The organism is Acidimicrobiales bacterium (assembly GCA_035531755.1).
Taxonomy (GTDB): domain Bacteria; phylum Actinomycetota; class Acidimicrobiia; order Acidimicrobiales; family UBA8190; genus DATKSK01.
The window spans coordinates 14,700-34,538 of the sequence record DATKSK010000030.1 but is presented as its reverse complement, the minus strand read 5'-3'; the positions used below and the strand labels follow the sequence as shown (position 1 = coordinate 34,538).

At 70.6% G+C, this 19,839-nt stretch carries 17 protein-coding genes; 11 read left to right on the top strand and 6 right to left on the bottom strand.

Annotated features, from left to right (window positions below):
- Positions 1–149: 149 nt before the first annotated feature.
- Complete coding sequence (locus VMV22_06175) at positions 150–1,781, top strand: 2-isopropylmalate synthase (protein HUY21909.1); 1,632 nt, start codon at positions 150–152, stop codon at positions 1,779–1,781.
- Positions 1,782–1,818: 37 nt separating this feature from the next.
- Here VMV22_06175 and leuD read toward each other — a convergent pair whose 3' ends face one another.
- From leuD to greA, 3 genes are read right to left on the bottom strand one after another with little or no spacing between them, the layout of a single operon-like run.
- Entirely contained in the window at positions 1,819–2,415 is a 597-nt protein-coding gene (leuD, locus tag VMV22_06170; GenBank protein HUY21908.1) for a 3-isopropylmalate dehydratase small subunit, read from the bottom strand.
- Positions 2,412–3,824 (bottom strand): 3-isopropylmalate dehydratase large subunit, encoded by a 1,413-nt coding sequence (leuC, locus tag VMV22_06165; protein HUY21907.1) that lies wholly within the window; start codon positions 3,822–3,824, stop codon positions 2,412–2,414. Before leuC ends, leuD begins: the two co-directional genes overlap by 4 nt.
- Before the next feature lies 1 nt (position 3,825).
- A complete protein-coding gene (gene greA / locus VMV22_06160) occupies positions 3,826–4,302 on the bottom strand; it encodes a transcription elongation factor GreA (protein ID HUY21906.1) in 477 nt (158 codons plus the stop codon).
- Positions 4,303–4,626: 324 nt separating this feature from the next.
- Here greA and VMV22_06155 point away from each other — a divergent pair, with 324 nt between their 5' ends.
- From VMV22_06155 to VMV22_06125, 7 genes are all read left to right on the top strand, one after another.
- A complete protein-coding gene (locus VMV22_06155) occupies positions 4,627–5,661 on the top strand; it encodes a 3-isopropylmalate dehydrogenase (GenBank protein ID HUY21905.1) in 1,035 nt (344 codons plus the stop codon).
- Positions 5,662–5,665: 4 nt separating this feature from the next.
- Positions 5,666–6,595: a branched-chain amino acid transaminase gene (locus VMV22_06150; GenBank protein ID HUY21904.1), complete on the top strand. Its 930-nt coding sequence runs from the start codon at positions 5,666–5,668 to the stop codon at positions 6,593–6,595.
- Positions 6,585–8,372 (top strand): citramalate synthase, encoded by a 1,788-nt coding sequence (gene cimA / locus VMV22_06145; GenBank protein HUY21903.1) that lies wholly within the window; start codon positions 6,585–6,587, stop codon positions 8,370–8,372. The genes VMV22_06150 and cimA overlap by 11 nt, the downstream gene beginning before the upstream one ends.
- Complete coding sequence (locus VMV22_06140) at positions 8,296–8,823, top strand: hypothetical protein (GenBank protein HUY21902.1); 528 nt, start codon at positions 8,296–8,298, stop codon at positions 8,821–8,823. The genes cimA and VMV22_06140 overlap by 77 nt, the downstream gene beginning before the upstream one ends.
- An 11-nt stretch (positions 8,824–8,834) precedes the next feature.
- A complete protein-coding gene (locus tag VMV22_06135) occupies positions 8,835–9,710 on the top strand; it encodes an alpha/beta hydrolase (protein ID HUY21901.1) in 876 nt (291 codons plus the stop codon).
- Positions 9,711–9,741: 31 nt separating this feature from the next.
- The gene (locus tag VMV22_06130) at positions 9,742–10,893 is read left to right on the top strand and encodes an acyl-CoA dehydrogenase family protein (protein ID HUY21900.1); all 1,152 of its coding nucleotides are present in this window, start codon (positions 9,742–9,744) and stop codon (positions 10,891–10,893) included.
- Positions 10,894–11,115: 222 nt separating this feature from the next.
- Complete coding sequence (locus tag VMV22_06125) at positions 11,116–12,708, top strand: IPT/TIG domain-containing protein (GenBank protein ID HUY21899.1); 1,593 nt, start codon at positions 11,116–11,118, stop codon at positions 12,706–12,708.
- Positions 12,709–12,933: 225 nt separating this feature from the next.
- On the opposite strand, the gene VMV22_06120 is transcribed toward VMV22_06125, so the two are convergent.
- Positions 12,934–14,316, bottom strand: a complete 1,383-nt coding sequence (locus tag VMV22_06120; protein HUY21898.1) for a hypothetical protein — start codon at positions 14,314–14,316, stop codon at positions 12,934–12,936.
- Positions 14,317–14,376: 60 nt separating this feature from the next.
- Between VMV22_06120 and VMV22_06115 the strand changes: the two genes are divergently transcribed.
- Positions 14,377–15,153 (top strand): glucosamine-6-phosphate deaminase, encoded by a 777-nt coding sequence (locus VMV22_06115; protein HUY21897.1) that lies wholly within the window; start codon positions 14,377–14,379, stop codon positions 15,151–15,153.
- A 10-nt stretch (positions 15,154–15,163) separates the two neighbouring features.
- Positions 15,164–16,267: a hypothetical protein gene (locus tag VMV22_06110; protein HUY21896.1), complete on the top strand. Its 1,104-nt coding sequence runs from the start codon at positions 15,164–15,166 to the stop codon at positions 16,265–16,267.
- A 7-nt stretch (positions 16,268–16,274) separates the two neighbouring features.
- Here VMV22_06110 and VMV22_06105 read toward each other — a convergent pair whose 3' ends face one another.
- On the bottom strand, positions 16,275–17,357 hold the full coding sequence (locus VMV22_06105) for an alpha/beta hydrolase family protein (GenBank protein HUY21895.1): 1,083 nt from the start codon (positions 17,355–17,357) through the stop codon (positions 16,275–16,277).
- Positions 17,347–18,825 carry an ABC transporter substrate-binding protein gene (locus VMV22_06100; protein HUY21894.1) on the bottom strand — a complete coding sequence of 493 codons (1,479 nt, stop codon included), beginning with the start codon at positions 18,823–18,825 and terminating at the stop codon, positions 17,347–17,349. The genes VMV22_06105 and VMV22_06100 overlap by 11 nt, the downstream gene beginning before the upstream one ends.
- 158 nt (positions 18,826–18,983) lie before the next feature.
- Here VMV22_06100 and VMV22_06095 point away from each other — a divergent pair, with 158 nt between their 5' ends.
- Entirely contained in the window at positions 18,984–19,829 is an 846-nt protein-coding gene (locus tag VMV22_06095) for a TauD/TfdA family dioxygenase (protein ID HUY21893.1), read from the top strand.
- The last annotated feature ends 10 nt before the right edge of the window (positions 19,830–19,839 follow it).

Here is a 19,839-nt window from a genome sequence, read left to right as displayed (position 1 = left end):
TGCTTCTTACCTGACGGCGAGCGCCACAACGCGCTCGCCGAGCCCGCCCCCTGTGCCACCACGGCCAGGGGGTTTCTTCTTGGGCGGTCGGTGAGTGGGAGCAGCACCACGAGGAACCACGAGGAACCACGAGAGCAAGGGACTTGGCGATGAGCGAGAAGCCAGAGGCCACGGGAGCTTCGGAACGATCCAGCCGGCCGGCGTCGAGCGCCGTCCCGGCGGGCGATTCCGGGCACCTCGTGGTGTTCGACACGACGCTGCGCGACGGCGAGCAGTCACCGGGGATCTCGCTCGATGCCGCCGAGAAGCTCGAGATCGCGGAGCAGTTGGCGAGAGTCGGGGTCGACTACATCGAAGCCGGGTTCCCGGTCGCCAGCCAGGGGGATTTCGACGCGGTGGAGGCGATCGCCCGCGCCGTCGGCAACGGGCCGGACGCGCCGGCGATCTGCGGTCTGTCCCGCACCCACCTGTCGGATGTCGACCGCTGCTGGGAGGCCCTCCGGGACGCGGCACGCGCCCGCATCCACGTCTTCATCTCCACAAGCCCGCAGCACATGGAGCACATGCTCAAGATGACCCGCGCACAGGTGTTGGGCGAGACGCGCGACGGCGTGGCCAGAGCCAGGGAGCACACCGGCGACGTCGAGTTCAGCCCGCAGGACGCCACCCGCACCCCGGTCGATTTCATGTTGGAGGTGCTCGCCGCGGCCGTCGAGGCGGGTGCCACGACGCTGAACATCCCGGACACCGTGGGATACGGGATCCCTTGGGATTTCGGGGCCCTGATCCAGTACATCCGCAAGCAGGTTCCCGGCGACTACGTGCTCTCGACGCACTGCCACAACGACCTGGGCCTTGCCACGGCGAACACGCTCGCCGGCGTGCAGGGGGGAGCGCGTCAGGTGGAGGTTTGCGTGAACGGCCTCGGCGAGCGCGCCGGGAACGCCGCACTGGAGGAGGTCGTGATGGCTGTCCAGATCCGGCCCGACCAGTTCCCTGGGATCACGACGACGGTGCGCACCGAGGAGCTGGCGCGTGCCTCGCGTCTCGTGGCCCGTCTCACCGGCTATCCCGTGCAGTACAACAAGGCCGTCGTCGGGCGCAACGCCTTCGCTCACGAGTCGGGCATCCATCAGCACGGAGTGCTGGCCGATCGGTCGACCTACGAGATCATCGACGCCGCCAGTGTCGGGCAGGTCGGCCGGCAGATCGTCCTCGGGAAGCACTCCGGGCGCCATGCCTTCGCCGACAGCCTCGCCAAGATGGGCATCCACGTCCAGGGCGACGGGCTGAACCAGGCATTCAGGCGGTTCAAGGAGCTGGCCGACCGGAAGGTCGAGATCACCGAGGCCGACCTCGAAGCGATCGTGGCCGAGGAGCTCGGCCAGGACCTGGTCGAAGGTTTCCATCTCGAGGCGCTCGAAGTCGCCGGGGGGACGGTGGGGATGCCGCGGGCCCGGGTCGTGGTGAGCCGGTCGGGCGACAAGGTGGAAGCGTCGGCCGAGGGCAACGGCATGATCGACGCGGCCTGCACCGCCATCCGCTCCGCGACGCGCGTCGACTCGCGGCTGATCGGGTTCAACGTCTCGTCGGTCACCGGCGGCGTGGACGCCCTCGGCGACGTCGTCGTCCAGCTCGAGGCGGACGGCCTCAAGGTTTCGGGCCGTGGGGTGTCGACCGACGTGGTCGAGGCGTCAGCCCGCGCCTACCTCGCGGCCGTCAACCGACTGGTGAGGATCACGGCTCGAAACGAGCAGCGCGAGGTTGAGATCGGCCCGTGACGGGGCCTGGGCCGTCAGGCCGTGGGCTGGGCCCCGCTCAGCCGGTTGCCGAGGGCATCCAGGGGGCCCGGCCGGACTCGTAGGCCGTGATGGCGTCCTGGTGCCGGAGCGTGAGGCCGATGTCGTCCCAGCCGTTCAGGAGCCGCTCGCGGGTGAATTCGTCGAGCGGGAACGACCCGGCCAGCCCTGCGGCCGGCGCCTCGACCGTCCCGCGGGCGACATCGATCGTGAGCTCGATGGACGGATCGGCGGCGACCGCGTCCAGCAATGCCCGCCCGAGTACCGGGTCGACTTCGACCGGGACCAGGCCCTGCTTCGTGCAGTTGTTGCGGAAGATGTCCGCGAACCGCGGGGACACGACGGCTTCGAAGCCAAAGTCGAGAAGCGCCCACACCGCGTGCTCGCGCGAGGACCCGGTGCCGAAGTTGGGGCCGGCGACGAGGATCGTGGCTCCGGCGTACTGCGGCTGGTTGAGCACGAATTGACGGTCGTCCCGCCATTCGGAGAAGAGCCCGGCGCCGAACCCTGTGCGCTCGACTCGCTTGAGCCAGTCCGAGGGGATGATCTGGTCGGTGTCGACGTCGGACCGGTCCAAAGGAACAGCCCGCCCAGCGACCACGGTGACCGGCTTCACGGCGTCAAGTCCTCGGGCGTGGCGAACCGTCCCGCCACGGCGGTGGCCGCGGCGACGGCGGGAGAGACGAGATGGGTGCGGCCCCCGCGACCCTGGCGACCCTCGAAGTTGCGGTTGGAGGTGGAAGCACAGCGCTCGCCGGGCGAGAGCTTGTCGGGGTTCATGGCAAGGCACATCGAGCACCCCGGCTCGCGCCACTCGAAGCCGGCGGCGACGAACACGGCGTCGAGCCCCTCGGCCTCGGCCTGGGCCTTCACCCGGTGGGAACCCGGGACGACGAGGGCGCGCAATCCGGGGCGCACGTGCCGTCCGTGGAGCACCGACGCCGCGGATCGGAGGTCCTCGATACGCGAGTTCGTGCACGACCCGATGAATACGGTGTCAACCTGCACGTCCCGGACCGCCGTCCCGGGCTCGAGCCCCATGTACTGCAGTGCCCGGGCGGCCGCCTCGCGCTCGGCCGGCTCGGCAAAGGACGAGGGGTCGGGGACGTGGCCGTCGATGGCGACGACGTGGGCCGGGTTGGTGCCCCAGGTCACGTTCGGCTGCAGTGTGGCCGCGTCGAACGTGACCGTCGAGTCGAACCGGGCGCCGTCGTCGGTGCCGAGGCCACGCCACTCGTCGAGGGCCTGCTCCCACAGCGTGCCCGTGGGGGCGTGGGGACGGCCCTCCAGGTAGGCGAAGGTCGTGTCGTCGGGGGCGACCATCCCGGCCCGGGCGCCGGCTTCGATCGACATGTTGCAGACCGTCATCCGCCCTTCCATCGATAGCGAGCGGATGGCCGAGCCGCGGTACTCGATGACGTGGCCCATGCCTCCGCCGGTACCGATCCGGCCGATGATGGCCAGCACCAAGTCCTTGGCCGTCGCACCGACGGGCAGCTCACCCTCCACCTCCACCGCCATGGTGGCCGGCCGTCGCTGGGGGAGCGTCTGCGTGGCCAGGACGTGCTCGACCTCGGACGTCCCGATGCCGAACGCCAGTGCACCGAACGCGCCGTGGGTGGACGTGTGGCTGTCGCCGCACACGATGGTCATCCCCGGCTGGGTCAGGCCCAGCTCGGGCCCGATGACGTGCACGATGCCCTGATTGGCGTCGCCCATCGGGTAGCAGGTGATCCCGTACTCGGCACAGTTGGCGGCGAGCACCTCGAGCTGCCGGGCCGAGACCGGGTCGGCCACGGGCTTGTCGATGTCGGTGGTCGGGACGTTGTGGTCGGCCGTCGCCACCGTCAGCTCGGGGTGGCGCACGGGCCGCCCCGCCAGTCGCAGGCCGTCGAACGCCTGGGGCGACGTCACCTCGTGCACGAGGTGCAGGTCGACGAACAGGAGATCTGGTTCGCCCTCGGCGTGGTGGACGACGTGTCGATCCCACACCTTGTCGGCGAGAGTGCGAGGCCCGGCGGCCATGTCAGACCCCGATCTGGACGATCTCGACGCGCAGCGTGCCGCCCGGGGCCTCGTACTCGACGACGTCACCGGGGCGACGGCCGAGCAGGGCCAGCCCGAGCGGCGAACCGGGGGAGACGACGTTGAGCTCCTCGTGGCGCTCCTCGATCGAACCGACGAGGAACCGCTCGACCTCGTCGTCCCCTTCGTAGCGGATGGCGACCACCGTGCCGGCCGTGACCGTGTCGGAGCCGCCGACGGCCTCCCGGTCGACGATGACGGCCTGGCCCAGGGTGTGCTGGAGTCGGCGGATCCGGGACTCCATCTTCCCCTGGGTGTCCTTGGCGGCGTGGTAGTCGCCGTTCTCGGACAGGTCGCCAAGGGCCCTCGCGGCCTCGATCGCCCGCGCGATCTCGACCCGGCCCCTTGTGGTCAGGTCCTCGAGCTCGGCACGCAGGCGATCGAACGTCGCCTGGGTGAGGTGGGTCTCGTCGGTCACGCTGGTAAAGGGTACCGGCTCGACCAGGGCGGCTCCGCAGGTCGCCCGGGCCACCGCCGGCTCCCGCCGGGCCACCGCCGGCTCCCGCCGGGCCACCGCTCGGGCCCTGACCGGCTGTCCGGGCCCGGGACGTTGTTGACGTCCTCGACAGGGCGCGGGAGACTGGTTGCTCGATGAGAACCTCCACCGCCCCCGTAATCGTCATCGAATAGGCGCACACCCACCGGTGTGCGCCGCCTCGACCGTCCACCTGGTGGGCGGTTTTTCAATTCCGGGACAGGCACAGGATCGACAGGCACAGACCATGAGCACGGGCAGGGCGCTGTGAGCGCCGACAGAATCCACACGGTGGCCGTCATCGGCGGCGACGGCATCGGCCCCGAAGTGGTCGCCGAGGCCCTCAAGGTCGTGGCCGCGGCCGGGGTCAGGCTGGACACCACCGAGTACGAGCTCGGTGCGGCCCACTATCTGCGGACCGGCGAGGTGCTGTCGGACGCAGTCCTGCAGGAGCTGCGGTCATTCGACGCCATTCTGCTCGGCGCTGTGGGGCCACCGGTCGGGTCCACCGACGTCCCGTCGGGGTTGCTCGAGCGCGGCCTGCTCCTGCGGCTGCGCTTCGAGTTGGACCTGTACGTGAACCTGCGACCCTTCGTGGGGACCCCGGACGCTCCGGCGCCCGACTGCGACTTCGTAGTCGTGCGCGAGAACACGGAGGGGACCTACGCGGGCGAGGGGGGATTCCTGCGCAAGGGAACCCCACACGAGGTGGCCACGCAGGGCTCCGTCAACACTCGCATGGGCGTGGAACGGTGTGTGCGCTTCGCCTTCGAGGTGGCGGCACGGCGCCCGCGCCGGCACCTGACCCTCGTGCACAAGACGAACGTTCTCACGTTCGCGGGAGACCTCTGGCAGCGCGTCGTCGACGAGGTGTCCAAGGAATTCTCCACGGTGACGCACGACTACAACCACGTGGACGCGGCGTGCATCTACCTCGTCGAGCAGCCAGGTCGCTACGACGTGGTTGTCACAGACAACCTGTTCGGTGACATCCTCACCGACCTCGCGGGTGCCATCGCGGGCGGGATCGGGTTCGCCGCTTCGGCGAACCTGAACCCCTCGCGCGTGGGCCCCTCGCTCTTCGAGCCGGTGCACGGCGCAGCCCACGACATCGCCGGGACCGGCAGGGCGAACCCGCTCGCCGCCGTGCGGTCGGCGGCGTTGATGCTCGAGCACCTCGGCGAGCCCGACGCCGCAGAGCGCATCTCCAAGGCTGTCACCACCTACCTGACCGAACAGTCGCCCGGATCCACCGTGCCGTCCACCGTCGCGGTGGGCGACGCCATTGCAGAAAGGCTCTGAGCCCGTGCCAATCACACCGACCGAAAAGATCTGGCTCGACGGTAAGCTCGTCGACTGGGACCAGGCACGAGTCCACGTGCTCACGCACTCGCTCCACTACGGATCGGGTGTGTTCGAGGGCATCCGTGCCTACCCGACCACCTCCGGGGTGGCTGTCTTCCGGCTCACCGACCACATTCGGCGCCTGTTCACGTCGGCGAAGGTCTTCTTGATCGACGTCCCCTACGGCGTCGACGATCTGGTGTCGGCCACCAAGCAGGTCGTCGCGGTCAACGGCCTCGACGACGGGTGCTACATCCGTCCCATCGTCTACCTGGGGTACGGCGAGATGGGCCTCAACCCCCTGCCGTGTCCCGTCAGCGTGGCTATCGCGGCGTGGCCCTGGGGGACGTATCTGGGTGACGAGGGGGTCGCCAACGGCATCCGCCTCAAGGTGTCGTCCTGGCAGCGGCACGACCCCAACGCCGTCCCCACAGCGGCCAAGGGCACCGGCATGTACGTGAACTCCTCGCTGGCCAAGGTCGAGGCACTCAAGGCGGGTTACGACGAGGCCCTGCTGCTCGCCCCCGACGGCCGCGTGTCGGAGTGCACGGGGGAGAACATCTTCGTGGTGCGAGGCGACCGCATCGTCACCCCTCCGACCTCCGAGTCCGGCGCGCTTGCCGGGATCACCCAGGATTCGGTCCGGACCATTGCCACCGACCTGGGCTACGAGGTCGTCGACGAGGCCCTGGTGCGCACCGACCTCTACACCGCCGACGAGGCGTTCCTCACGGGAACGGCGGCCGAGGTCGTGCCGATCCGCGAGGTCGACGACCGCACCGTCGGGGAAGGTCGCCCGGGACCGGTCACCCAGAAGATCCAAGAGACCTACTTCGCAGCCGTGCGCGGCCAGGTCGACCGGTACAAGGACTGGCTCGAATATGCCGAGTGACCGTCATGCCCACGGGACCGGCAGCCATGCCCACGGGACCGGCAGCCATGCCTTCGATCTGCCGGTGCTGCCGGAGGCCGTCGACATCTTCGACACCACGCTGCGCGACGGATCCCAGCAGGAGGGCCTGTCGCTGACGGTCGACGACAAGCTGCGCGTGGCCGAGCAACTCGACCATCTCGGCGTGACGTTCATCGAGGGCGGATGGCCCGGGGCCAACCCCAAGGACGAGGAGTTCTTCGCGCGCGCACCGGCGGAGCTCCGGCTGTCGACGGCGACGCTGGTGGCGTTCGGGTCCACCCGGCGGTCCGGCGTGCGGGCCGAGGACGACGAGGTGCTCCGCCAGCTGGTGAAGGCCAACACCAAGGCGGTGTGCATCGTGGCCAAGGCGTCCGAGCTGCACGTCACCGAGGCGCTGCGCACCACGCTCGACGAGGCGGTGGCGATGGCCGCCGACTCCGTGCGGTTCCTGCGGGAGCACGACCTGCGGGTCTTCTTCGACGCCGAGCACTTCTTCGACGGCTATCGGGACAACCCCGAGTTCAGCCTGCGCGTCCTGCGGGCGGCGGAGGAGGCCGGCGTCGAGGCGCTCGTCCTGTGCGACACCAACGGGGGGACCCTCCCGCACGACGTCGAGCGGATCGTCGCCGGCGTCGTGCGGGATTTCGAGTGCCAGGTCGGGGTGCATTTCCACAACGACTCGGGCTGTGCCGTGGCCAACTCGATCGCGGCTGTCCGTGCCGGGGCCACCCACGTCCAGGGGTGCGTCAACGGGTACGGGGAGCGCACGGGCAACGCCGACCTGTCGGCGACGATCCCGAACCTCTCTCTGAAGCTCAGGGTCCGGACCATCCCGCCGGACCGTCTGGAGCGGATCACGCCGGTCTCCCACCACATCGCGGAGCTGGTGAACATCGCCCCCAACCCGCAGCAGCCGTATGTCGGGTCGGCTGCCTTCGCCCACAAGGCGGGCCTGCACACGAGCGCCATCGCCCGCCGACGCGACGCCTACGAGCACGTGGCCCCCGATGCCGTGGGCAACGGCACGCGTTTCGTGGTGTCGGAGATGGCCGGGCGTTCGACGCTGGCGTTCAAGGCCCAGGAACTCGGCCTCGAGCTCGACTCCGACGCGCTGTCGAACGTCCTCGACACGTTGAAGGCCCTGGAACACCGCGGGTACCACTTCGAGGTGGCCGACGGTTCCCTCGAGCTGCTGCTGCGGCGGGCGACGGGCTGGGTACCCCGGTTCTTCGAGGTCGAGTCCTTTCGCGTGATCTCTGACCACGCCGACGGTGCAGGCATCGCCGGGCACGCTGACGGCAAGGGTCGGGACACCACCGAGGCCACGGTGAAGATCCTCGTCGGGGACACGAGGGTGGTGGCGACCGCCGAAGGCAACGGACCGGTCAACGCGCTCGACTCGGCGCTGCGCCAGGCGATCGGCGCGCATTTCCCGAGGCTCTCGGGTATCCACCTCACCGACTACCGCGTTCGGGTGCTCGACACGGGCCGGGGGACCGGGGCCGTCACCCGCGTCCTGATCGACACGACCGACGGCGAGGCCGTCTGGACCACGATCGGGGTGTCGGAGAACATCATCGAGGCTTCCTGGCAGGCCCTTTTCGACTCCATCGTCTACGGTCTGGTCCACACCCGAGCACCAGAGACCCCGAGCACCAGAGGAAGCAGCACAGACCCCGATGACACAGCCCAGCTACGTGCCGATCGTCGACGCGGACCAGGTCCGGCCGGCATACCGCCTGCGCACCCCGGCTGACTGGCGGGCGAGCCGGGTCGGCGAGATCGTGGCACCGGAGCACCCTCACGGCCGACACCTCGGGATCCCGGGGCCCGACCAGGGATACGCGCTCCTCATCGCGCACTCGCTGTTCGAGGACCGGCTCGCCCTGACCCACGGCATATCGGCCGAGGACGTGCTCGTCGGTTGCGCGCAGGTGGGGAGCGCGCGCGCCGCCCTGTTCGGCCGGGCGCCCGTGGGCAAGGACGTCGAGCTGGCGCTCGAGCTGTTCGGGTTCCTCGGCGAGGCTCCCGGCGACCTGGCAACCTGGCGTGCCCCACTGTTCGGGGCTGCCGCCCACCACTACGACCAGCAGCGGCGCATCGTCGAGGTTGTCCCGCCCGCGACGCTCCGGCTGAGTCCGGCAGAGGTGCACGCCCGTCACGACGAGTGGCGCTTCCTGCTCGACGTCTCGGACGCTCGCGCCTGACCGTCCCGCGGATGGAGCGCCGGGAGATCGTCGCCGACGGCCTCACGTTCGAGACGGTGGCGTACGGGCCGCCGGGCGGCCGCCCCGTGCTCTTCCTGCACGGCTTCCCCCAGACCGCATACTCGTGGCACCACCAGCTCGAAGCGGTGGCGGCAGCAGGGCACCGGGGCCTCGCCTTCGACCAGCGCGGCTACTCGCCCGGGGCGCGGCCCCTGAGCGTCGACGACTACCGGGTCGAGGCGCTGGTGGGCGACGTGCTGGCGGTGGCCGACGCGTTCGGGGTGGACCGCTTCGACCTCGTCGGGCACGACTGGGGAGCCATGGTCGCCTGGGCCGTCGCCGACGCTCACCCCGACCGGGTACGGACACTCACCGCCGTGTCCGTGCCCCACCCGCGCGCCTTCGCGGCGGCATTCGGGGGCGGTGAGGGCGCTGAGGACGACCAGCGCCAGCGTTCGTCGTACATCGACGTCTTCCGGGCCGAGGGCGGCGTGGCGGAACGCGCCCTGCTGGGCGAGGACGGCTCGGGTGACGGGTTGCGGGCCATGTTCGACGCCAGCGGCCTGCCCTCGGACAGCGACGAGGTGCGGGAGTTCGTCGCCGCCATGGTCGAGCCGGGGGCGCTGACAGCCGCCCTCAACTGGTACCGGGCCACCGAGCCGCAGGCGCTCGCCGGGGTGGGGCCGATCACCGTGCCCACCCTGTATGTGTGGTCCACCGAGGACGTCGCCCTGGGCCGCACCGCCGCCGAGGCGACCGCCGACTGGGTCACGGGCCCGTACCGCTTCGAGGTCCTGGAGGGCGTGAGCCATTGGATCCCCGAGACCGCGCCGGGCGACCTGAACCGGGCCCTGCTCGAGCACCTTGCGGCACACCCGGCGGACTGAGGACCCTGGTCCGCGGCGCGAGACTGTGGACATGGACCAGAACGCATTCGCTCTCGCCGATACGCAGAAGCAGTTCCGGGGCGTGATGCGCCAGCTCTGCGAGGAGCGCGTCTCCCCGCACGCCGCCGAGGTCGACCGGGACGCGGCGTTCCCGTGGGACGGATTCAAGGCATGCGCTGAGATGGAGCTTCCCGCCCTCGGGCTCCCGGTGGAATTCGGCGGGGCGGGCGCAGATCACGTGACGCAGGCGATCATGGTCGAGGAGCTGGCCCGGGTATGCGCCTCGACCAGCGTGACCATGCTCATCTCGAAGCTCGGGATGATCCCCATCATGAACTGGGGGTCGCTCGAGCTGAAGCAGACCTACATTCCGCGCGTGGCGTCGGGGACGGCCCAGGCCAGCTACTGCCTGTCCGAGGCGGACGCCGGCAGTGACGTGGCGGCCATGCGGTGCCGGGCGGTGCGCGACGGGGACCACTACGTGCTGTCGGGCACGAAATACTGGATCACCAACGCCGGGGTCTCCGACATCTACGTCGTCTTCGCCAAGACGGACCCCGACGCCGGGCACCGCGGGATCAGCTGCTTCGTGGTCGAGGCCGATTGGGGGGTCCGGGTCGCCAAGCTCGAGCACAAGATGGGCCTGCGGGGCAGCCCGACCGGCGAGGTCGTCTTCGACGACGTCCGTGTCCCGGTGTCGAACCGCGTCGGCGAGGAGGGCCAGGGCTTCACCATCGCCATGCACACCCTCGACCGAAGCCGGCCCACTATCGGGGCCCAAGCTGTCGGGATCGCACAGGGCGCGGTCGACTACGCGGCGCACTACATGGAGCAGCGCAAGGCGTTCGGGCAGCCCATCGCCGAGTTCCAGGGGCTGCGCTTCATGCTCGCCGACATGGCCATGCGGACCGAGGCCGCTCGTACCCTCGTGTACCGGGCGTGCTCGGTCATCGACGCCGGCGACCCCGACGGCGAGCTGACGATGGTCGGGGCGATGGCCAAGTGCTTCGCGTCGGACACCGCCATGGCGGTCACCACCGACGCGGTGCAGCTGCTCGGGGGATACGGCTACACGACCGAGTTCCCCGCCGAACGGTTCATGCGTGACGCCAAGATCACCCAGATCTACGAGGGCACCAACCAGATCCAACGGGTCGTGATCTCGAAGAAGCTGCTCGGCTGAGGCTGAGGCTGAGGACCGCGAAGCCATGGGGCTCGAACTCGTGTCGGTCCGCCCATCTGCGCCGGGCCCGTGTGCTGCGCCGGACTTGGGGATACCATCGCGCCTGGAAGACAGGCTGATCGGCCTGACGGGTGGGTGACGGGGGGTCGAGGTCCATGGGCGTCAGCACGGAGCTGCGGGGCCGATCGACAGCCTGCCCGGGCGCGAAGGTGAATCTGTAGAGTGGTCACGAGAGCGCGGACCGTCACGGTCGTGGCGGCGGCCGTGGCCGCGGCGGTGGGAACGATCACCGCGGGATCCGTCCTCGGAGCGCCCCCCGCAGCGGCGTCGGCGGCGGCGTCCCAGGTCCTGGCGACCGTAGCCGGCGACGGGGCCACCGGCGTCCTGGCGACCGGCGTGTCGGGCACGTCCACCCCACTCGGGTCGCCCGTCGGTGTCGCCGCCGACGCCCAGGGCAACATCCTGATCGCCGACCAGAACAACAACGTCGTCCGCGTCGTGGCCGCGTCGTCGGGCACCGCCTACGGCAAGGCGATGTCCGCTGGCCACATCTACACGATCGTCGGAGACGGCAACAGCGGATACGCGGGCGACGGCGTGGCGGAGCCGCTCACGTCGGTCGAGCTCAGCGACCCGAACGGTGTCGCCGTCGACCCCCAGGGCGACATCGCCATCACCGACTCCGGAAACGACGCGGTGCGCCTCGTGTCCGCCATCTCCGGGTTCCGGTACGGGACCTTCATGTCCGCGGGCCAGATCTACACCATCGCCGGAGGTGGGACTCCCGGGACGATCGCCGACGGTGGCCAGGCAACCTCGGCGGGCCTCGATACCCCCGACGGCGTGGCCTTCGACTCCCACGGCGACGTGGTCGTGGCGGACACCAACAACGACGTCGTCCGCTTCGTTCCCCAGAATGCCGGCACCTATTACGGCCGGGCGATGCAGCCCGCGCACATCTACACCCTCGCCGGCACCACCGTCTACGGGTACACCGGCGACGGAGGGCCGGCCAGGGTGGCGGAGATCTCGATCGAGCCCTTCGCCGGAGTGGCCGTGGACCCGTCCGGCAACGTCGCGTTCGCGGACGCCGACAATATGGTGATCCGCGTCGTGGCCGCCGTGACCGGCCAGTACGACGGGAGAACCGTGCAGGCCGGGTCCATCTACACCATCGCCGGCAACGGCACCGAGGGCTACTCGGGGAACAAGAAGCCGGCCACGCGCGCCGAGCTCGACACCCCCCAAGGCGTCGCGTTCGACGCCTCCGGGAACCTGTACATCGGCGATTCGTACAACAACATGGTGCGCCTGGTCCCGGCGGTGGCGGGGTCGTTCAGCGGGAAGGCGGTCAAGCCCGGCAAGATCTACACGATCGCCGGCAACGGGAACGCCGGTGATACCGGCAATGGGGGGCCGGCCACGGCTGGCACGCTCAACGGGCCCGCAGGGGTGAGCGTGACCCCGTCCGGCCACGTGGTGATCGCCGACAACGGCAACAACGTCATCCGCGAGATCACGGACCCGTTCCCGGCGGTGCGCGCCGTGAAGGCCCGGTCCGGGCCGAGCTCGGGCGGTCGCAAGGTCGTCATCGTCGGTTCCAACCTCGCCGGGGCGACATCGGTCCTCTTCGGGCCCCAGCGCGCGGCCATCGTCTCAAGGTCGTACAAGCGGGTCGTCGTCCTCTCGCCGGCGTCGGCTCCCGGGACGGTGGTCGTCGTCGTGAACACGCCGTCGGGACCGAGTGTGGCCGGCCCCGGCGACTCCTACACGTTCCTCGTCGCGGCGGTGCCTGCGACCAAGCACCGCCACTGACCTCTCCCGCCACGCGCCACCGGGCGACTACCCCGGCTCCCCTGTGCTCCTCGATGGCGGTGGCGCCGGCCGCCAGCCCGGACAGGGCTGCGAGATCCACACGCAGTTGAGGGCGCGGAAGGCGGACTGTCGACGGGCGGTCCCGCTCCGGGGCCAGCGCCGGGGTGTGGCCCGTGGCGGTGAACCAGACCCGAGCCGGTCTGTCCGCCACGGGCGATCCCGACGTCAGCCTTGTGTGGCGAACTGGGGCAGCCAGGCGGTGGTGGCGGCGATGAGCTCCTCGGTCATGGCCACCACGTGCTCGTAGGGCAGCGCACCGGCGAGCGGGTCGGCGAGCATCGCCTCCACGACCGTGGCCGGGTCCCCGCGTACCGCTGCCTCGACGGTGAGCTCCTGCGAGCTCACGACCCGGCGGAGGTGCTCGCCGAGGTACGTGGGCACGCTCGCCCGGTCCCGGGCGCGCACCCCACCCGTGCCGGCCACCGCCATGCACTCCACGACCACGTCGTCGGCCAGGTTCCCCACCTGCCCGGCGTTGGGGAGGTTCGCGGGCAGGTCCCGGTCCTCGCCCGTGACCAGTCCCTCGAGCAGCGATGCGACGAACTCGCCCGAGGGCCACGTGGGGATGGCCTCTGCGGCCAGCAGGGTGGCCATGGCGGCGTCGTCGTCGGTCTTGTCCGAGCGGTGGCCGTGCATGCCGTAGTGGTGAATCCCCCAGTCGCGGCCGTAGTCGGACGCCGGGGTGACGAAGCCCGGGAAGAACTCGACCACATGGGTGTCCGACGACCCCGGCAGGACCCCGAAGCGGCGGAACAGCTCGAACTTCACCTTGTTGTTCGACAGGATGTCGGACTTGGCCCATCCGTGGTCGGTGTCGCCCATCTTCCAGTGCATGGCGGCGGGTGGCTCCATCCACATCGTCGCTGACAGGTCGAGCTCGCCGTCGAGGGCACTGCGCAGCATGGCGAACCCGTCCCGGTCGCTGATGCGGAGGGAGGTCACGAGCGGCAGGTGGTTGACCCCGGCGACGACGGGGTCGATCGAATTGAAGTCGGCGTCGAAGAGGAGGCTCAGGACGAACTTGAGGCCGACGATCTCCGCGCACAGGCCGACGGTGCGGATGGCCGTCTCCCGGGTGACGGCGCGGCACAGCGCCGTCAGGGGATTGCTGACGTTGACGAGCAGCGCTTCGGGGCAGTGCCGTTCCATGGCGCGGGCCACGTCCAGGATCACCGGCACGCTGCGCAGCGCCCGGGAGATCCCGCCCGGCCCGACGCTGTCGCCGACGGTCTGGCGGATCCCGAACCGGGCCGGGATCTCGATGTCGTGCCGCATGCTGGCGAACCCGCCGACGGAGAATCCCGCGATCACGAATTCGGCCCCGGCCATGGCGTCGTCGACGTCGGTCGTCCCCCGCGCCCGGAGACCGATCCCACGTCGCTCGGCGATGTGCTCGACCAGCTTCAACACGGGCGGCAGGGAGTCGGGGTCGAGGTCGAGGAGGACCACGTCGGCGTCGCGCAGCGCGGGGGTGTTGGCAAAGTCCACCATGAGCAGCGGTGTCCAGTGGGTGCTGCCACCGCCGACCAGTGTGATCCGCGCCCCCATCACCCGCCGACGCTACCGCGACCACACCGACCGTGCCTGCCGTCACCTACCATGCCTCGCATGGCCGGAGCACAGCAGCGCACCGTCGACCGCCTGCGCGTGTGGGCCCATCCCGACACCGCCTCGATGGCGCGGGCGGCGGCGGACGCCGCCGCCGCCGCCATCCGCGACGCGGTGGTGGCAGGGGGTGTCGCCAACGCCATGTTCGCCACCGGGAACTCCCAGCTCGAGTTCGTCGACATGCTCGCCACCGCCACCCCCGATGTCCCGTGGGCCGACGTGGTGGTCTTCCACATGGACGAGTACGAGGGGGTGGGCCCGGACCACCCCGCCGGGTTCCAACGCTGGATCCGGGAGCGCATCTCCGACCGAGTGCATCCCCGCGCGGCCCACTACGTCGACGGCCTCGCCGATCCCGCGACGGAATGCGACCGCTACGCCGAGCTGCTCCGGCGCAACCCGCTCGACCTGTGCTGCGTGGGCATCGGCGAGAACGGGCACCTCGCCTTCAACGACCCGCCGGTGGCCGACTTCGACGACCCCGTCGACGTCAAGGTGGTCGAGCTCGATGGCGCCTGCCGACTGCAGCAGGTGAACGAGGGGCACTTCCCGGACATCGACGCTGTGCCGAGGCACGCCCTGACGGTGACCATACCCGCCCTCCTGCGAGCGCGCCGGGTATTGGCGGTGGTCCCGGAGCAGCGCAAGGCCGCGCCGGTGCGGGCAGCCCTGACGGGCCCGGTCTCCACGGACTGCCCCGCCTCGATCCTGCGCACCCGGGACAACGTCGAGCTGCACCTCGACGCGGCGTCGGCGTCGGCGCTCGGGTGGGCGTGATCGGGCGCTCGTGACCCGGCGTCGGCCGCGGGCCATTTCGGCCGCCGCGGGCCTGGCGGCGGCCTGCGCACTGGCGCTGGTGCTGACGGGGTGCACCGGTGGTTCGAACGCGACGATGGCCGGCGCCGACCACACCTGCATCGTCCCGGGATCGGCCGGCCCCCGGATCCGCTGGGCGACTCTGCACAACCCGATCGAGCGTGACCCGGCGGCCGGCGTGAAGGACCAGGCGCTGGTGTGGACGAGGGGCCGCTGGCACATGCTCTTCAGCATCGTGACCAACGACGTGCCCACTCCCGGAGACGAGCACTGGGACATCGCCACTGCCACCAGCCCCGACCTCGTGCACTGGTCGCAGCCGTCATCGTGGCCGGCACAGCCGGGCGTGGTGGGCGTGGGGTCGCCCGACGTCGTCCGCAGCCCGTCGGGGTCGTTCGTGGCCACCTACGACTCGGGCCCGGGCGAGATCGGCGGCGGGCAGTCGAAGCTCTACTACCGCACATCGCCCGACCTGGTGAGGTGGTCGGCGCCCCACCCGCTGGCGCGCAGCCTCCATCCGACGCCCGGCGACCGCATGATCGACCCGGCGCTCGCCTGGACCGGCCACGGGCTCATCCTCGGGTACAAGGCCGGCACCGTGTCGGGCACCACATCGCAGCACTTCGAGGTCGCCTGGTCGCCGAGCGGGTCGCTCGACGGGCCGTGGACGTTCGTGGGCCGGCCCGACGTCGTCGTCTACGGCGACACGGTGGAGAACCTGGAATTCATCGCGGTCAGGGGTCGGTGGCGGCTGGTGGCGACGTCGAACACGTTCGACCAACCGTGGATGTTCGACCTGTCGGGCGATCCGTCCGTGCCGTCCTCGTGGCTGCACTGGACGCATGCCACGATGCTGTCGATCCCCGGCCAGGCGTGGGACAGCGGCCGGGGCCTGTCGAGTGTGGGGTTCGAGCACGCCAATTCGGTGTTCCTGTGCGACGCCACCGCCACCGACGGCTACTACTACGCGACCTATTCGGGCAGCGACGAGCTCAGCCACTTCGGGGGCTGGGGGCACGCCGAGATCGGCATCGCCCGCAGCAAGGACCTCGTCCACTGGCGCATCCCCGGGTGAGAGCCCCTCACCGACGCCGGGGCGGTACGACGGGGCCGATCCACCGGTCCAGGAACGGGTACGCCTCGACTCCGTGCCACTCGTGGCCGCCCGCGAACACGTCGTGCACGAGCCGGTCCCCGGCGCCGAGCGACCGGTAGACGCCGCGCAGCTTCCCCATCTCAGCCGTCGCCACGGGCGCGGGGAAGAGGTCGTCGTCGGTGCCGGTCTCCACCAGCAGCGGGCGCGGGGCGACCAGGGCGCCGAGGTCCACGTGCTCGATGTTCCCGAGCATCCCCGGGAGCACCTGGGAGCCGCACATGTTCCAGGGCATCTTGTGGGACTCGGTCCACGACGAGAAGTACCCGCTCACCACGGCGGCTGCCACGCGATGGTCGGTGGCGGCCAGGAAGAGCGTCATCGTGCCGCCGTAGGAGAGGCCGGCCACCCCCATGCGCCCGGGGTCCACGAGCGGGTCGGCCTCCAGGACGTCGAGCGCGCGGGACAGGTCCCACAGGTTCTGGGCGAGCGGGTTGAGGCCGGCCATGACGGCGTGGACCAGGTTGGTGTCGCAGGCGTAGTGGTCGGGCGGGTTCCAGTCGACGCGCTCGCCGAAGCAGCGCAGGTCCGGGGCGAGGACGACGTACCCGAGGCGGGCGAGCTGGTGGGCGTAGTCGGCGTTGGGCGTGCCCGTCCGCTCGAGCCCGCAGGCCTCGGCCTTGCCAGGACCGTGCCCGTGGACGGCCAGGACCGCGGGGCCGGGCGCCACGCGGCCGTGCGGCACGAGGCGGTAGGCGGGCACGGACATGGTCTCCTCGACGTCGAACACGACTCGCTCGCGGCGATAGCCGTCGCACTCGACGGACTCCGTCGTCTCGAGCGCGAGGGGCACCCGGGTCGGCGGCGGGCCGAGCATGTCGTCGAGGCGGCCTCGGCACCGCGCCCGCCAGTCGTCGAGCGCGGCACGGCGGCCGGGGCCGCCGGGACCGCCGGGATCGCCGTCACCCAGATCGGCCGGGAGGGGATCGGACTGGCGGATCTGCTGCAGCCGCACCATCCACGAGTGCCAGGGCGAGAAGTTGCGGGGACGGACCTCCGGGTCAGCCGGCAAGGGGCGCCCAGGTCTGGACCACGTGCCAGCAGGTGCCCTGCGGCTTGCCCGTGTAGGTCGGCACGCACAGCGCCGACGGCGGCACGTTGTTGTGCAGCTGCACGATCTGGTACTGGGTGGGCCCGGCGTACTTGTCCGGCCCGTAGCTGAGGGTCGGCGTGTAGGTCCCGGGGAAGTTCTGGATGCCCGCCATCGCCTGGACGAAGGTCCGGCGGGTGAGGTTGCGCCCCGCGTTCGTCGCCGCCCGGGCGAACAGGCGGATGCCCTGGCACCATCCGACGATCGGTCCCTGCTCCTCGATGTAGGGGGACACCGACGGGTCGGTCGGCTTGTTGTGGGCCTTCCAGGTGTCGTAGCAGCTGCTGACGCCGGGGTTGTAGCCGCCCTCGCTCTCGGGGACGGCGGCGTCGGTGCCTCCGAGCGTCTCGACGGTGACGCCTTCCTGGCCTTCGAGGCCCTTCTCGTACGGGATCGGGATGAGGCCGAGGGCCACCTGGATCGATGACTCGTAGTCCGACAGGAGGAGCTTCGGGAAGTAGTCCTGTGCGTTCTCCTGGGAGAGGAACGGGAAGAACGAGTTGAACGGCATGAGCGGGATCACGGACTGGACGCCGGCGGTTTTGAGCCGCTGCACCACCAGCGGCGCCGCGGCGTTGCTGGCGGCGGTGTCGGTGGGATTCGAGGGCAGCGTCTCCACGAGCGGGTCGGTGATGCCGGCTCGCCGCAGGTCGGGCAAGAGGTACTGGTTCAGGGCCACCTGGTCGCTCGTGCGGTCGCCCGCCACGATGCCGACCCTCGGCGAGTTTCCGAGCAGGCCCGAGTTCGTGCCCCAGGCCACGACGGTGCTGAGGATCTGCGACTGGTCTGGGCCCGTCCACCATAGGTAGGGAGCGCCCTGCTGCGTCCAGTTGGTCACCGTCGTCCACTGCCCGATGAACGGCGTGTGCCCCTCCTGCGTGACGCACAGCTCGTTGTCACCGGTCCACGACCCGATCCCGTCGATCACCGCGAAGACAGGGGGGCTCCCCTCGGTCCACTGCTTGCACAGGGACCGCATGTTCGTCTCGCTGGTCGGGTCGAAATGCACGATGATCGGGTTGATCTTCCGGCCGTTGATGCCGCCGGCGGCGTTGACGGCGTTCACGAAGGTGTGGATGGCGGCGGGCTGGGCGGCGAACTCGGTGTCACCGGCGAAGCCGAAGTTCGACGCCAGCGACGTCAGGTTCGACACGGGGAACGCCACGTTGATCGACGTCGCGGTCACGCCCCGGCTGCTCGTCGACGCCTGGTTCACGCCGACACCACTCGGTGCGCCCAACCCGTTGGCGCCCGAACCTGCCCCGGCACCGCCGCTCGTCGTCCCGCTCGAGCCCGTGCTCGAGGACGTGCTCGAGGACGTGCCGGCCGTGACCCCGTAGACGGCACCGCCCACGACGGCGAGGACCAGGACGAGGGCCCCGACCTGCATGCCGGGAGGCCGGCGGCGCAGTCGACGCCAGGACCGCTTCAGGACCGCCCCAGGACGCCCGCTCGCCATCCTCCGCCCCTTCCGTCCGCCCGTGCGCCACACGATATGCGTCCCGGGGCTGCTTGTGGCGGGGTCGGGCCTGGGGCACCATTGTCGGCGTGGACGTGGCGACGGGGCTCGACATCAGGGCGGTCTCACCGAACGTGGGCGCCGAGGTGCGCGGGCTCGACCTCTCCAAGCCGCTGGGCGACGCGGTCGTGGCGGAGGTGCGTGCCGCGCTGTGCCGGCATCTCGTGTTGTTCTTCCCCGGACAGGACCTCTCCCCGGAGAAGCAGGCCGACTTCGCCAGGCAGTTCGGCGAGGTCACGCCGGCGCACCCCGTGATCCCCTCCCTCGAAGGGCATCCCGAGGTGCTGCCGATCGACGGCCGGGAGGACCGCGCGTCGTGGTGGCACACCGACGTCACCTTCCTGGAGACCCCGCCGCTCGGCTCGATCCTCCACATGCGCGAGGCACCCGACGTCGGGGGCGACACCATGTGGGTCAGCCTGCAGGCGGCCTACGACGCGCTGTCCGAGCCGGTGCGCGCCCTGTGCGACACGCTCGTGGCCTGGCACCACGACCCGTGGTTCGCGGCGGACGTCGACGCCAAGGGCGGCTACGAGTGGGACGGAACGTGGCACGAGAAGCTCTATCCGGTGTCGCATCCCGTGGTCAGGACACATCCCGAGACGGGGCGCAACGGCCTGTTCGTCAACTCGCAGTTCACGCGCTTCGTCGAGGGCGTCTCCAAGATCGAGAGCGACTCCCTCCTCGACATGCTGTACCGCCACTGCCAACGGCCCGAATTCAGTTGCCGGTACCGGTGGGAGGTGGGCGCGGTGGCATTCTGGGACAACCGGGCGACGCTCCACTACGCGCTCGACGACTACGGGCAGGCACTGCGCATCGCCCACCGGGTCACGCTGCGAGGCGACCGCCCCTTCGGCCCCGCCCGCCTGTAGCGCCTGGGAC

Excerpts from the sequence above, each read along its gene's own strand:
- VMV22_06175 (HUY21909.1), top strand. The coding sequence starts at position 150 with ATGAGCGAGAAGCCAGAGGCCACGGGAGCTTCGGAACGATCCAGCCGG.
- leuC (HUY21907.1), bottom strand. The coding sequence starts at position 3,824 with ATGGCCGCCGGGCCTCGCACTCTCGCCGACAAGGTGTGGGATCGACAC.
- cimA (HUY21903.1), top strand. The coding sequence starts at position 6,585 with ATGCCGAGTGACCGTCATGCCCACGGGACCGGCAGCCATGCCCACGGG.
- VMV22_06140 (HUY21902.1), top strand. The coding sequence starts at position 8,296 with ATGACACAGCCCAGCTACGTGCCGATCGTCGACGCGGACCAGGTCCGG.
- VMV22_06135 (HUY21901.1), top strand. The coding sequence starts at position 8,835 with ATGGAGCGCCGGGAGATCGTCGCCGACGGCCTCACGTTCGAGACGGTG.
- VMV22_06130 (HUY21900.1), top strand. The coding sequence starts at position 9,742 with ATGGACCAGAACGCATTCGCTCTCGCCGATACGCAGAAGCAGTTCCGG.
- VMV22_06120 (HUY21898.1), bottom strand. The coding sequence starts at position 14,316 with ATGGGGGCGCGGATCACACTGGTCGGCGGTGGCAGCACCCACTGGACA.
- VMV22_06115 (HUY21897.1), top strand. The coding sequence starts at position 14,377 with ATGGCCGGAGCACAGCAGCGCACCGTCGACCGCCTGCGCGTGTGGGCC.
- VMV22_06100 (HUY21894.1), bottom strand. The coding sequence starts at position 18,825 with ATGCAGGTCGGGGCCCTCGTCCTGGTCCTCGCCGTCGTGGGCGGTGCC.